The sequence below is a fragment of the Pandoraea aquatica genome (assembly GCF_902459565.1).
In the GTDB taxonomy this organism is placed as follows: domain Bacteria; phylum Pseudomonadota; class Gammaproteobacteria; order Burkholderiales; family Burkholderiaceae; genus Pandoraea; species Pandoraea aquatica.
The window spans coordinates 266571-278943 of record NZ_CABPSN010000003.1 but is presented as its reverse complement, the minus strand read 5'-3'; the positions used below and the strand labels follow the sequence as shown (position 1 = coordinate 278943).

Annotated in this window: 12 protein-coding genes; 3 read left to right on the top strand and 9 right to left on the bottom strand. The window is 63.2% G+C overall.

Translation table 11 applies throughout. The features are described from left to right. Positions 1-25: 25 nt before the first annotated feature. The gene (locus PAQ31011_RS12060; RefSeq protein WP_052252296.1) at positions 26-451 is read right to left on the bottom strand and encodes a hypothetical protein; all 426 of its coding nucleotides are present in this window, start codon (positions 449-451) and stop codon (positions 26-28) included. Between the two features lie 268 nt (positions 452-719). Here PAQ31011_RS12060 and PAQ31011_RS12055 point away from each other — a divergent pair, with 268 nt between their 5' ends. Both PAQ31011_RS12055 and PAQ31011_RS12050 read left to right on the top strand, forming a co-directional pair. Further along, positions 720-2042, top strand: coding sequence for a TIGR00366 family protein (locus PAQ31011_RS12055; RefSeq protein ID WP_150576066.1), 1323 nt, complete (start codon positions 720-722; stop codon positions 2040-2042). 123 nt (positions 2043-2165) lie between these two features. After that, the gene (locus tag PAQ31011_RS12050) at positions 2166-3068 is read left to right on the top strand and encodes a ferritin-like domain-containing protein (RefSeq protein WP_150576065.1); all 903 of its coding nucleotides are present in this window, start codon (positions 2166-2168) and stop codon (positions 3066-3068) included. Between the two features lie 121 nt (positions 3069-3189). Here PAQ31011_RS12050 and PAQ31011_RS12045 read toward each other — a convergent pair whose 3' ends face one another. The 7 genes from PAQ31011_RS12045 to PAQ31011_RS12015 all read right to left on the bottom strand — a co-directional run bounded on the left by PAQ31011_RS12045 (position 3190) and on the right by PAQ31011_RS12015 (position 10142). Then, positions 3190-3600, bottom strand: coding sequence for a DUF4148 domain-containing protein (locus PAQ31011_RS12045; RefSeq protein ID WP_174990093.1), 411 nt, complete (start codon positions 3598-3600; stop codon positions 3190-3192). Positions 3601-3845: 245 nt separating this feature from the next. Further along, positions 3846-4793: an SRPBCC family protein gene (locus tag PAQ31011_RS12040; RefSeq protein WP_150576063.1), complete on the bottom strand. Its 948-nt coding sequence runs from the start codon at positions 4791-4793 to the stop codon at positions 3846-3848. Next, positions 4777-5133, bottom strand: a complete 357-nt coding sequence (locus tag PAQ31011_RS12035; RefSeq protein ID WP_039401336.1) for an ArsR/SmtB family transcription factor — start codon at positions 5131-5133, stop codon at positions 4777-4779. The genes PAQ31011_RS12040 and PAQ31011_RS12035 overlap by 17 nt, the downstream gene beginning before the upstream one ends. Positions 5134-5238: 105 nt before the next feature. Further along, a complete protein-coding gene (locus PAQ31011_RS12030; protein ID WP_150576062.1) occupies positions 5239-6150 on the bottom strand; it encodes a bestrophin family protein in 912 nt (303 codons plus the stop codon). 204 nt (positions 6151-6354) lie between these two features. Further along, positions 6355-7284 carry a 3-hydroxyisobutyrate dehydrogenase gene (gene mmsB / locus PAQ31011_RS12025; RefSeq protein ID WP_150576061.1) on the bottom strand — a complete coding sequence of 310 codons (930 nt, stop codon included), beginning with the start codon at positions 7282-7284 and terminating at the stop codon, positions 6355-6357. Positions 7285-7315: 31 nt separating this feature from the next. Further along, the gene (locus PAQ31011_RS12020; RefSeq protein ID WP_150576060.1) at positions 7316-8815 is read right to left on the bottom strand and encodes a CoA-acylating methylmalonate-semialdehyde dehydrogenase; all 1500 of its coding nucleotides are present in this window, start codon (positions 8813-8815) and stop codon (positions 7316-7318) included. A gap of 88 nt (positions 8816-8903) precedes the next feature. Continuing rightward, positions 8904-10142 carry an ABC transporter substrate-binding protein gene (locus PAQ31011_RS12015; RefSeq protein ID WP_150576059.1) on the bottom strand — a complete coding sequence of 413 codons (1239 nt, stop codon included), beginning with the start codon at positions 10140-10142 and terminating at the stop codon, positions 8904-8906. Between the two features lie 205 nt (positions 10143-10347). Between PAQ31011_RS12015 and PAQ31011_RS12010 the strand changes: the two genes are divergently transcribed. Next, positions 10348-11292 (top strand): LysR family transcriptional regulator, encoded by a 945-nt coding sequence (locus tag PAQ31011_RS12010; protein ID WP_150576058.1) that lies wholly within the window; start codon positions 10348-10350, stop codon positions 11290-11292. Between the two features lie 22 nt (positions 11293-11314). Here PAQ31011_RS12010 and PAQ31011_RS12005 read toward each other — a convergent pair whose 3' ends face one another. Then, a complete protein-coding gene (locus PAQ31011_RS12005; RefSeq protein WP_217424861.1) occupies positions 11315-12292 on the bottom strand; it encodes a LysR family transcriptional regulator in 978 nt (325 codons plus the stop codon). Positions 12293-12373: the final 81 nt, after the last annotated feature.

Below are 12373 nucleotides of genomic sequence, written 5' to 3'. Positions count from 1 at the left end.
ATAGCGTGCATCCCCATCTCGCCAATCAGTCGAACGGCTTGAAATGGCCGTCGGCAGGCACGCGGGCATCGGCACGCAGACGCGTTTCCGCTTCCACACCGGCCAGCCCACGGTAGTACAGATGCACGGCGATGGCCGCCGAATAGCGGCGGATTTCCACGAGCGTGAGATGCGCATGCTCGGCCGACGTGAACATCAGATACGGCGATTCTTCTTCGATCAGCCCGGCGACCTGATGCAGGCCGTGACGGTGCAGCACTTCCGTGAGTTCGTCGCGGCTGCGGTGCGTGTTCGCGTCGGTGGCCGGGTACATCATGCGCAGCAGTGCCAGCGGATGGTCGGCAACGGCGAGCGACAACGCCTGTACGACAGCGTGACTATCGAGAGCCGTAGCCACGGCTTCACCTTCGGGACGATGCTGCGGAAAGAGTTGCTCAAGGGTCAGCGACATGATGAGTCCATTGCAAGGTAGCTGCAAAAACTGCGACAGCGGCTCTACAGTCTAGTCACGTCTGCGCGCGCGATATAGCGCGTCGCGCGAATACCTGCGTTGCACGCGCCGCAACAATTACCAAATATTTCATCGCGCACTGGCCTTCCTGCCACAACGTCCGCCGCATTGTCATTACGCAGTTTTACGTCATGCCCTTGTCCCGGGCCGATGACACAATGCACGGCTAGAAATCGGTTAACAAATTAACAAAAAGGAAGAGACAGTCGTGGTCAAAGGTATTTCCCGTTTTTTCACGCAGGTCGTGCACCGCTTTTTGCCCGATCCGCTGATCTTCGCCATCTTCCTCACCGTCATCACGTTTGCCCTCGCCCTCGGCTTCACCCCCAAGACGCCGGGCGATCTCGTACTCCTCTGGGGTTCGGGCTTCTGGAATCTGCTCGCCTTCTCCATGCAGATGGCGATGATTCTCGTGACGGGTCACGCCCTCGCCAGCTCCGCACCGATGAAGCGCGCGATGGCCGCACTGGCCGGCGCGGCCCGCTCGCCCGCGCAAGCCACGATGATGGTGGCGCTGCTCGCCGGTGTCGCGTGTGCAATCAACTGGGGCTTCGGTCTCGTGCTCGGCGCGATGTTCGCGCGTGAAGTGGCGCGTCGCGTGAAGGGCACCGACTACCGCCTGCTTGTCGCGTGCGCCTACATGGGCTTTCTGACGTGGCACGGCGGACTGTCGGGCTCTGTGCCGCTCGTGGCGGCAACGCATGGCAATCCGATGGAAAAAGTCGTCGGCCTGATTCCCGTCTCGCAGACGCTGTTTACCGGCTACAACGCCTTCATTACCATCGGCCTGATCGTGATGTTGCCGTTGCTGGCGCGCGCGATGATGCCGAGTCCGAACGAAGTCGTGTCCGTCGATCCGAAGCTGCTCGTCGACGAACCGACGCATGAGCGCGTGCTCGGCCCGAACGCCACGCAGGCCGAAAAGCTCGAGGAAAGCCGTCTGCTGTCGTTGCTGGTGTTCGTGCTGATCGCAGCCTATCTGGTGCTGCGCACTGTGACGAAGGGCTTCACGCTCGACATCGACACCGTGAACATTGCGTTCCTCGGCATCGGCATTTTGCTGCATCGCACGCCGATGGCCTACGCGCGTGCCGTGGCGAATGCCGCACGCGGCGCGTCGGGCATCATGATTCAGTTCCCGTTCTACGCGGGTATTCAGGCGACGATGGATCACTCGGGACTCGCCGGCGTCATCACGAACTGGTTCATCGAAATCGCCAACGTCCACACGTTCCCGCTGCTCGCCTTCCTCAGCTCGGCCGTGATCAACTTCGCGGTGCCGTCGGGCGGCGGTCACTGGGTGGTGCAGGGGCCGTTCGTCATGCCCGCTGCACAGGCGCTGCATGCCGACCTCGGCAAGGCGGCCATGGCCATCGCGTACGGCGAAGCCTGGACAAACATGGCGCAACCGTTCTGGGCACTGCCCGCGCTCGCGATTGCCGGACTCGGCGTGCGCGACATCATGGGGTACTGCGTGACGGCGCTGCTGTTCTCGGGCGCGATCTTCATCGCAGGGATGTATCTGTTCTGACGGGTTCTGTCCGCGCTGTGCGGGCTGTCCATGAGACGGTCTGCACGGCGCACGCATCGCGCTTGGTGATATGATTTTTGTCGACGCAGACAGACCTCATACCGAATGCGATATCCCGACCAGATGTCCGACACGTTAGCGGCCGCCGTAGCGCAGGCCGATCATGTCATGCGGCATTGGCAATACGATGCCGACGGCCCCGTAAAAATTGGTTCGGACTCCCATAAACGCATGTTCTGCCGCATGCTGCTGGAGTCGCACAATCCCTACAAGCCGTCCGTCATCGAATGGCCGAAGCTGCCGCCCGACGCCCTCAAACGTCTGACCGCGTTGCCCATCTGGGACATCGCCGTGCAGACGGAAGGACGCGCATCGATTCGCGTCGCGACCTACGCCGCCACGATTCAGGACCCGCTGCTGCGCGAAGCCCTCGTCATGGACGGCGAGGAAGAAGCGCGTCACAAGGTCGTCCTCTCCAAACTCGTCGAAGCCTACGGCATCGAACTCGCTGCCGAGCCGCCCTATCCGCCGCCGAAAGACGCCGAATGGGCGTGGATGAAGACCGGCTTCAGTGAATGCATCGACAGCTTCGTCGCTTTCGGTCTGTTCCGCTCGGCACAGCGCTCCGGCTATTTCCCCGAGGCGCTGGTCGAGACGTTCGAACCGGTGATTCAGGAAGAAGCGCGCCACATTCTGTTCTTCGCAAACTGGGTGGCCTGGTATCGGCGCACGCTGCCGTTCTGGAAGCGTCCGTGGTTTTACGCGCGGGTCGCGGCCGTTTGGGTGACGCTGATCTGGGATCGCATGGCGATTGCGCGCGGCATCGACACCGACGGTGTGGCGCGCGACGCCAACTTTCCCGCGACTGGCACGGCCGATATCGGCGAATCGCTCAAGCCACGCGATCTGATCTTGCTGTGTCTGGAAGAGGATGCGCGGCGCATGGACGGTTACGACAAGCGATTGTTGCGTCCGACGTTCGTGCCGAAGCTCGCCCGCATCGCGCTGCGCTTCATGAAGGCCTGACGAACGCCGCTTTGAGAGGCGAATTGCGACAGTTCGCAAATGCAAAAAAGCCGTCCCGGGCATCACACCCGGGACGGCTTTTTAACTTTTTACTGCTGCGACCTTATCGGCCGCGCGGCGATCAGCTGCCTTGGAACTCGTTCAGTTCGCCAGCAGCGCGGGCACGTGCCAGCTCTTGCTTGACGTCGGCGCGCGACACGCTCGAACCTTGGGCGACTGCGGCGACCGGGTAGTCCTGGTCGTTTTGTGCCATCAGGCCTTCAGCGCGGGCTTGTGCCAGTTCCGTCTTCACTTCGGCGCGGGTCTTGCTCTCGCCCGAAGCGACGTACACCGGATAGTCGGCGTCGCCTTGCGGGATCAGACCGTTGGCGCGAGCCTGAGCCAGATCGGCTTGCACGGCAGCACGCGTGAGCGGCTGACCTTGCGAAGCGATTTCGGGGTAGTTGTTGCCGTTTTCGGCGGCGTTGCTAGCAACGGCACCAAGGGAAGCCACAGCAGCGATAAGGGCGATTGCGATGTTCTTGCGGTTCATTTTCCTAACTCCTGTCATGTTGCGACGACTTTGTTTTGAATTGCGCCGTCGATGGAAGGAAGTCTAGAACTCGCCTCTCGAATGAAAAACGCGATATTTGTCGAGGAACTATTGCGTCTTTTGATGGGAATAAATGCACCACATTGGTGCGACATCAAAATGCGAAACGCCGCTGCCTCCGGACGAATCCGGAGGGCGGCGGCGTCGTAGGGTCGGGAAGACGTCTGCGAGACGCCCCCGAATCGTCAATCCGTAAGCGACGCGCCCAGCGCATCGAGCAGGAAGTTGGTGCCCCGCTCGCGTGACCCGGCATCGTCGTAACCGTCGAGAAACGCGCCCTGCTCGGTCATGACGAGATGCGTGCCGCCACCGCGTGCCTTGATCTCGATGGTCGCCACCGACACCGAGATCTTGCGCGTATCCAGATGCATCTCGTACGCGTAGACGACACGCGTATCCGGCACGACATCGTAGTAAAGCGCATCGAAGGTCGAGACCATGCCGTTCGGCCATTTGCCTTTCGCCACTTCGCGACCGCCGGGGCGCACATCCATCGTGCGCTCGATCAACGTCAGCCCTTCGCTGCGCGCAAACCAGCGGTCCTTCGCCTCTCGCTCGACCAGCGCACGGAACACGCGCGCGGGCGATGCCGGGTACTGACGCTCGATACGGAATGTGCCATGCACGACACTGCGCTGCGTCGGCGCTTCGGCTTCCTTCATGACTTCGCGTCCGAGCTTGTCGAGCGTTTGCGTCCATCCCTGCGCAGCACCCTCCGGCATCCACGCGAAGGCGGGGTCGAGCACCGTATAGCGCTGCTCGACGTCGAGCTGCGTGCCTTGCGCCACGTCGGTAAAGCTCGCCGTGGTGAGCGCGCTGAACAACGCGTGCCCTTTCTCGTCCGTCACTTTCATGTCGATGACCAGACGCTTCGGCGCATCGACTTCGACGAAACGCCCGCGAATCCAGTGCGATTCGCCCTCGGGCGACTGCATGCGCAGATCGAAAGCGCCGCCCTCGCGAGCGTCGATCTGGGCTTCGGGCACCGTGTAACCGGTCGGGCAGAACCAGCGCTTGACGGCGTCGGTCGAGGTCCATGCACGAAACACCACATCGCGCGCCACGGCGTACGTACGGCCAACGGTGAGCGGACGCGCTTGCACGCCCGCTTTTGCTTCACTTGCTGTCGTCATGAAGGTCTCCTTCGGGCGGCAGGCTGGCCAGATACTCGCCCAATCGGTCGAGATGGCCCTCCCACTCGTGACGGCGCTGGTTGATCCATCGCTCTGCAAGGCTCAGCGCCTGAGGTTCGATCCGGCACGTGCGCACACGTCCCGCCTTTTCCGTTCGCACCAGCCCCGCACTCTCCAGTACGGACAGGTGCTGCATGACCGCCTGCAACGACATCGACAAGGGCTGCGCTAGCGCGCTCACCGACGCCGGCCCTTGCGCCAACCGCACGAGCATCGCTCGGCGAGAGGCGTCGGCCAGTGCCTGAAAAGTCAGATCGAGGGTGTTGTCATGGTCAAGCATGTGCTTGAGTATAGTCGCGTTAAATACTAAAGCAAGAACTTTAGTATTAAGTTTTTTGGAAAAGGCATCGGCGACTGAGAGGCCGCCGCCGAGGACTCAGACGGTTCAGGTGATGATGTGATGCTCGCGCGCCCGCACTTGCGCCGTATGCTGGCGATGCAGGATTTCCCGCAGCGATTGCTCGATGGTCTCGGACATGGCGTCGAGCGCCAGATCGTTCGCTTCCAGGCCGAACGGCTCCTCGATCTCGGCGCTCACCGCTTCGAGCGCAAAGAACGTGTACGAGATGAAGGCGACGATCACGGGCGTCATCGGCCCGATGGAGTCGACCAGCCCGAACGGCAGCAGCAGGCTGTAGAGGTACGTCACGCGGTGCAGGATCACGCCGTACGTGAAGGGAATCGGCGTGGTGGCAATGCGCTCGCAGCCGCCGATGGCTTCGCCGAGGCGGTCCAGGTGCATCTCCATGACCTGCGCCAGCGGCGCTTCGATCTGTCCGCGCATGCGACGCTCGCGCAGCCACTCACCCGCCATCAGCAGGAGGGTGATCGGCTTGAACTGCTTGCGCTTGAGGCACGCCACGTCTTCCTTATCGAGCAGGCGCTCGAAGTCGGCGCGCGGGTCCGTGTTGCGCAACTGGTGGCGCATACCGTGCACGAAGGCGATGAGATAGGCGACGAAGCGCGGCGAATCGGACGTATCCGACACCAGCGTCATCGACTGACGGGACAGCGCCCGCGTCTCGTTGAGCACGCTGCCCCAGAGCACACGGGCTTCCCAATAGCGGGCGTAGCTGGTGGTGTTCCGGAAGCCGAGAAAGATCGCGAGCGTGATGCCGATCAGCGAGAACGGGATAAACGTGAGCGGGATCTTCCATTCGAAGATACGCCCGTGCGCTACGGTGACGACAATCGAGATGATCGTGGTGAAAATGAGCTGCGGAGCGATCTTGGGCAAGATCGAGCCGCGCACGACGAATAGCATGCGCAGCCAATGCAGATTGGGACGGACGATCATGATGACGAAATGGCGCTCGCAAGCGCTGAGACCGGCTGTGGGGGTAGCCGTTGGGGCCGGATGATACGCCGATATTCGTGCTATTGAAATGACCGGACCTCGTGCCGTGAGGCAGGCGCGTCAAATCGTCGCAATGACAAATGCCCGTCGACCGTGGGGCCGACGGGCATTTGCCTTTCGTCTCATACAGTGAGGCACCAGGCGTTATTTCACTTCCAGCGCCTGCGCCAACGTCACCGGGTCCTGGAAGATGCTCGAAAAATCGAGCCCGCCATGACCGTTCGCGCGATGCACTTCGAAGATACGGCGCGCGAGATCGCCCAGCGGCGTCGCCACGTCGCTCGACTCGGCCGCACCGTGCGCGAGACGCAGGTCCTTCGCCATCAGGTCGGTCGCGAAACCGCCGGTGTAGCCGCGCGAGGACGCCGCGTTCTCCATCACGCCCGGACACGGGTTATAAACCTCCAGCGTCCAGTTGCGCCCTGAGCTTTGCTGCATCACCGCCGAGAGCACCTTCGGATCGAGACCGTTCGCAATGCCGAGGCGTAGCGCTTCGCTCGTGCCCGCCATCAGAATGCCCAGCAGCATGTTGTTGCACAGCTTGAGCGTCTGTCCCGCGCCGAGCGGGCCGCCGTGGTGAATTGCGCGTCCCATGTTGCCCAGCAGCGGCCGCATGCGCTCGACGAGTGCCGCATCGCCCCCGACCATAAACGTCAGCGTGCCCGCCGCTGCGCCTGCCGTGCCGCCCGAGACCGGCGCGTCGAGCAGCAACGTGCCGGGCCGCGCAAGCTTCGCCAGTTGACGCGGAATCTCCGGCGGCACCGTGCTGCTGTCGATCAGCACGGCGTCCGGTGCCGCGTTCGCCAACACGCCCTCGGGACCGTCGTACGCCGCCAGCACGTGCTCGCCGGCAGGCAGCATCGTGATGACGACCTGCGCGTCGCGCACCGCATCGGCAATCGATTTCGCCGCGTTTCCGCCCGCCGCCGCGAGGCGTTCCACTGCATCACCGGACAGGTCGAAGCCACGCACAGCGTGTCCGGCCTTGACCAGATTCGCCGCCATCGGCCCGCCCATGTTGCCCAGGCCGATGAACGCCACGCGCAGCGTCCCTTGTTGAGTTTCCGTCGCCATTGTCTGTCTCCGAAATCCGTGGAAGCGCGCGTTACTTCAGCGTGATCGTGGTGTTCACGCCTGCGGGGCCGGTGCCGCGCGCCTGCCAGCGTGCCGTGACGGTCTTCGTCTGCGTCCAGAACAGAATGGCCTGCTTGCCGTTCGGGCCGAGATCGCCGAGCTTCGATGCACGTGACCCCGTGAAGCTGAACCACGCCACCGGCACCGGAATCGGCAGGTTGATGCCGACCTGACCGACGTCGATCTCATTCTGGAACTGACGCGCCGCGCCGCCGTCCTGCGTGAACAGCGCCACGCCGTTGCCGTTCGGGTTCGCGTTGACGAAGGCGATCGCTTCGTCGAGCGTGTCGACCCCGGCCATGCACAGCACCGGCCCGAAGATTTCCTCGCGGTAGATCGACATATCGGCGGTCACGCCGTCGAAGATGGTCGGGCCGACGAAGTTGCCGTCCGGCGCTTCCTTGACCGAGTGACCCCGTCCGTCGAGCAACAGCTTCGCGCCCTCTTCCGCACCCGCGCCGATCAGTTTCTCCACACGCGCACGCGCCTGCTTCGAGACGAGCGGGCCAACGTCCGCCTTGCGATCCGTGCCCGGCCCGACCTTGAGCGCACGCGCACGCTCGACCAGCTCCGGCACCCACTCACGGGCTTCGCCCACGAGCACGGCGACCGACGTCGCCATGCAGCGCTGCCCCGCCGCCCCGAAGGCCGCGCCGAGCAGATGGTTGATGGCTTGCTCGCGATCCGCGTCCGGCAGGATCACGCAGTGATTCTTTGCGCCCATCATCGCCTGGCAGCGCTTGCCCGCTTCCGATGCGCGACGATAGATGTGCGTGCCGACGTGCGTCGAGCCGATGAACGACACGGCCTTGATATCGGGGTGATCGCAGATCGCGTTCGCGATGTCAGGACCACCATGCACGACGTTCAGCACGCCCGGCGGCAGGCCGGCTTCGAGTGCGAGTTCGGCGAGTCGCAGCGACGCACTCGGGTCTTGCTCCGAAGGCTTCAGCACAAACGTATTGCCCGTGGCGACGGCCAGCGGGAACATGAAGCACGGCAACATCACCGGGAAATTGAACGCGGTAATGCCCGCACACACGCCCAGCGGTTCGATGAGCGTATAGACGTCAACGCCACCGGCCGCGTTCTGCGCGTACTCGCCGAGTTGCAGCGACGCAATCGAGCAGGCGTGTTCCACGACTTCGAGGCCACGGCCCACTTCGCCTTCGGCGTCGGGCAGCGTCTTGCCGTGTTCGCGCGTGATCAGCTCGGCGAGTTCGCCCGTGTGGTCGCGCAGCAGTTGCTGGAAGCGCAGCATCACGCGCATGCGATTGGCCTGCGACGTGTTGCGCCAGCCCTTGTAAGCGGCCTTGGCGGAGGCCACAGCCGCATCGAGTTCTTCGGTCGTAGCGAACGGCACGCGTGCGACGACTTCCTGCGTGGCCGGGTTCACGACGTCGCGCCACTGCGACGTCTTCGATTCAACACGCTTGCCATCGATGAGCAGCGGGATGGTGGGTAGGGACATGACACGCTCTCCAGATCGAAACGAATGCAGGGATTCGGGTAAGGGTTGCGCGACCGCCGGATGACGGTCGCAGACAGTTCGGTGACGCTTACTTCGCTGCCGTGTTCGTCTTCACGAGCGAACAGGTCGATTTCGACAGCGGCTGGAAGGCTTCCGTCGCAGGGACGGTGGCCACTTTAGTGTAGTAATCCCACGGGCCTTTGGACTCGGCGGGCGACTTCACGCGGAACAGATACATGTCGTGAATCACGCGTCCGTCCGGACGAATCGACGCGTTGTGCATGATCGGATCGCGAATCGGCAATTCACGCATTTTTTGCGCAACCACCTTCGCGTCCACACTCTTTGCTGCGGCGACCGAGCGCAGGTAATGGAGCACGCTCGAATACACACCGGCCTGCACCATCGTCGGCTTCAGATTCTTGTACTTCTTCTGGAAGCGGTCGGACCACGTGCGCGAGGCGTCGTCGTAGTCCCAATAGAAGCCATCGGTAAACATCAGGCCTTGTGCCGTATTCAGGCCAAGGGCGTGAACGTCAGACAGAAACACCAACAATGCGGCGAGCTTCTGACCACGTTGCACGATGCCGAATTCGCGCGCCTGCTTGAGGACGTTGACGGTGTCCTGCCCGCCGTTGGCGAGCGCCACGACTTGCGCCTTCGAGCTTTGCGCCTGCAACAGGAACGACGCGTAATCGGACGCATTGAGCGGATGCCGCGACTGGCCCACGACCGTGCCGCCGAGCGTCTTCACGATATCGGCGGCGTCTTTCTCCAGCGAGTGCCCGAAGGCGTAGTCGACGGTGATGAAGTACCAGGACTTGCCGCCGTCGCCGACCACGGCGCGGGCGGTCGCGGCCGACTGCGAGTACGTGTCGAACATCCAGTGAAAGCCCGTGGGCGAGCAGTCTTCGTTGGTCAGACGCGTGGTGGCCGGCCCGGAGAACAGCACGACTCGCTGCTTGTCCATCGCGAGCTTCTGCACGGCGAGCGCCGCCGCCGAGTTCGTCAGATCGGCAATCGCGTCGACGTTGTCGCGATCGAACCATTCGCGCGCCTTGTTGGCAGCGACGTCCGCTTTGTTCTGGTTGTCGGCCGACACCAGTTCGACCTTCATCCCCTTGCATTCGGCGGCCAGACAGTCGTCAATGGCCATTTGTGCGGCCACAACCGACCCCGCCCCGCCCATCGCCGAATACGTGCCCGACATATCGGTGAGCACGCCCACCTTGACGGGCCGGTCCGGCAACTGCGCAAACGCACCGGCTGACGACAATCCCAAGCCCGCACCGAGTCCCAGCGCGAGCAGCCACGGCTTGATCTTCATCGCTTTTGTCTCCTTCAGGTCTTTTATGCTTTCGTCGCCGACGTCTATGCGTGGCGCTCATAAATTGTATTTGTGCGAATTTGCTTTACATAGCGAAAATCTGCATCTACTTTGTGCATAAATGCACATAGCGACTTCACACGGGAGCGGGGGTATGGCGCACGGCGGCGCAGCGAGAACGACGAGAGCGGCACGGTCAACCGGCATGGCCGGGGCGTCGGGTGCGGAGCCGCGTCCCGACTGGGACGATCTTCGGTACTTTCTGGAAGTGGCGCGCACGCAGCGCGTGAGTGCGGCAGCGCTTCGGCTGGGTGTCGACCACACGACGGTATCGCGACGGGTGCGTGCGCTGGAGCAGGCGCTCGGCACGCTGCTGTTCGACAAGTCGCGCAACGCGGGCTTCGCGCTCACCCCGGAAGGCCAGCAACTGCTGGTGCATGCCGAGCAGATGGAGACGGCCCTGCAATCGGCCTGCGAGCAGGTCGCGGGACTTGGGCAAACGCTCTCGGGCCATGTGCGCATCGGGTCGACGGAAGCCTTCGGCACGTACTTCGTCACGCCCGTGCTCTCACGCTTTCAGCGCGAATACCCCGCCATCGATTTCGACGTCTTGCCGGTGCCGCGCTTCGTCAGCCTCTCCAAGCGCGAAGCCGATCTGGCGATCACCATCGAGCGCCCGCAACGGGGACCGTACGTGTGCAGCAAGCTGTGCGACTATCGCTTGCAGCTGTACGCCACGCCCGGCTATCTCGCGCAGTACGGCGACGTGTCGACGTTCGCCGATCTCACCGGGCGTCGCTTCATCAGCTATGTCGACGAACTCTCGTTCAGCAACGAATTGCGCTATCTGGAAGACATCGTGCCGGGGTGCAATGTCGTGCTGCGCAGCACGAGCGTCATCGCGCAATACCAAGCGGCGTTGCAGGGCGAAGCACTGGCCGTTCTGCCGTGCTTCATGGCGGCGCAGGACCCCCGACTCGTGCCGCTGCTGGTCGACGACGTGGTCGTCACGCGCAGCTTCTGGATCTACTGCCACGAAGAATTGCGCACGCTCAAACGCATTACGGTGCTGTGGGATTACCTGCGCGACGCCGCCCAGCGCAACGACGCCCTGCTGCAAGGAAAGGCCGGACAACTGTTGCTGACCTGACGCCGCACCGGCACGTCTCCCGTCAGCGAATCTTGCGCTGCTCTTCCTCGATCACGGTCGGAATCGCAATGCGCATCGCCTCGACGAAGCGGCGCAGGCGCGCGGGGTAATACTTCGCGTACGGGTACAACAGATACATCGGCAGCGGCGTCGAGCGCCATTTCGGCACGAGTTGAATCAGGCGCCCCTGCGCAATGTCTTCGGCCATTACCCACGCCGACGCCACCCCCACACCCAGACAGCGCAATGCGGCACTGCGCAATGCGAACAGGTTGTCCGTACTCATGCGCGGGTCGAATGTGATGCGCTCGCTCTCGTGCGTCTCACGATGCGTCAGTGTGATGTCGGTCCGGTAGAACGTGGTGAGCGCGAGCCACGGGAACGCCGTCAGTTCAGAGGGATGCTCGGGCATCGGACGTCCCCGCAGCAAGTCGGGAGACGCCACGACGATACGCGGCACGTCGGTGAGCAGAATGGCGACGTTCGACGGGTCCTGCAATTCGCCCACGTGAATCGCGCAATCGATGCCTTCCGCAATGAAGTCCGGCTCGCGATCCTGCAAGAACCAGTGCACCTTCATGCCCGTATAGCGCTCGAGAAAATCGGCCAGCGGCCCGATCATCATGTCCTGCCCAAACGCGTGCGGCACGAGCACGCGCAACGTCCCCTCCGGCTCGGCCCCCGTGCCACGCAGGTCGGCCTCGAACGCCTCCCAACTGGTCACGAGTTCCTTGGCGCGCGCAAAGCAACGCTCGCCGTCTTCGGTGAGCTTCATGCGATGGGTCGAGCGCTGAAGCAGCCGCAGCCCCAACGAGCGCTCCAGCATTTGCAGCCGTCGGCTCACGGTCGGCTGGGTAGTCCCGAGCTGCGCCGCCGCCGCCGACAGACTGCCGGATTCGACGATGCGCACGAAGGTCTGCATCAGTTCGACGCGGTCGGCACCGCCGGGACGGAGGGCCAAGGGCGATGCAGAGGACGGGGGATCGAGAGGCTCTGTCATACGTCACACGTATAAAGGTTGTACGGATTATAGGTCTACCGCTGCACTGCACCAAGCGAGACACTACGGCCCGTACCTTCC